This window comes from Stenotrophomonas maltophilia group sp. RNC7, assembly GCF_030910085.1.
GTDB classification, from domain to species: Bacteria; Pseudomonadota; Gammaproteobacteria; order Xanthomonadales; family Xanthomonadaceae; genus Stenotrophomonas; species Stenotrophomonas sepilia.
This window is the reverse complement of sequence record NZ_JAVFVN010000504.1, coordinates 1-336: the sequence shown is the minus strand read 5'-3', so window position 1 is coordinate 336 and position 336 is coordinate 1. Positions and strand designations below refer to the sequence as shown.

The 336-nt window shown below is 63.7% G+C and carries 1 pseudogene; it reads left to right on the top strand.

Annotated elements, in window-relative coordinates:
• Positions 1 to 128: 128 nt before the first annotated feature.
• A pseudogene (locus RCF13_RS09930) lies at positions 129 to 336 on the top strand (hypothetical protein); the annotation flags it as partial.

Below are 336 nucleotides of genomic sequence, written 5' to 3'. Positions count from 1 at the left end.
TTTTTTTATTGTTTTTTGTAGTTGGTAAACATTCGGGGGTATGGTTTTTGGTTTGGCGGGGGGTTTTTTGTTTTGTAAATGGTTGGGTTGTTGGGGCGTTGGCTTATGACGGGGTTTTTTTTTTGGGGGTTTTGGGGGGAGGGGACTTGCGCTCGGGGGGTGGTGGGGCGGGGGTGGGCGCGTGGGGCGGTTTGGGGGTGGTCACCACCGTCGGCGACCCGGTGGTGGCCCTGACGGGACGGTGGCGGGGCGCGGGGGTGGCCGTGTCCCGGCGCGCCCGCGACCCGGCTGCGGTCCATATCGAGCGGTTGGCGACCGTGGCCGGCGCCTATGCCC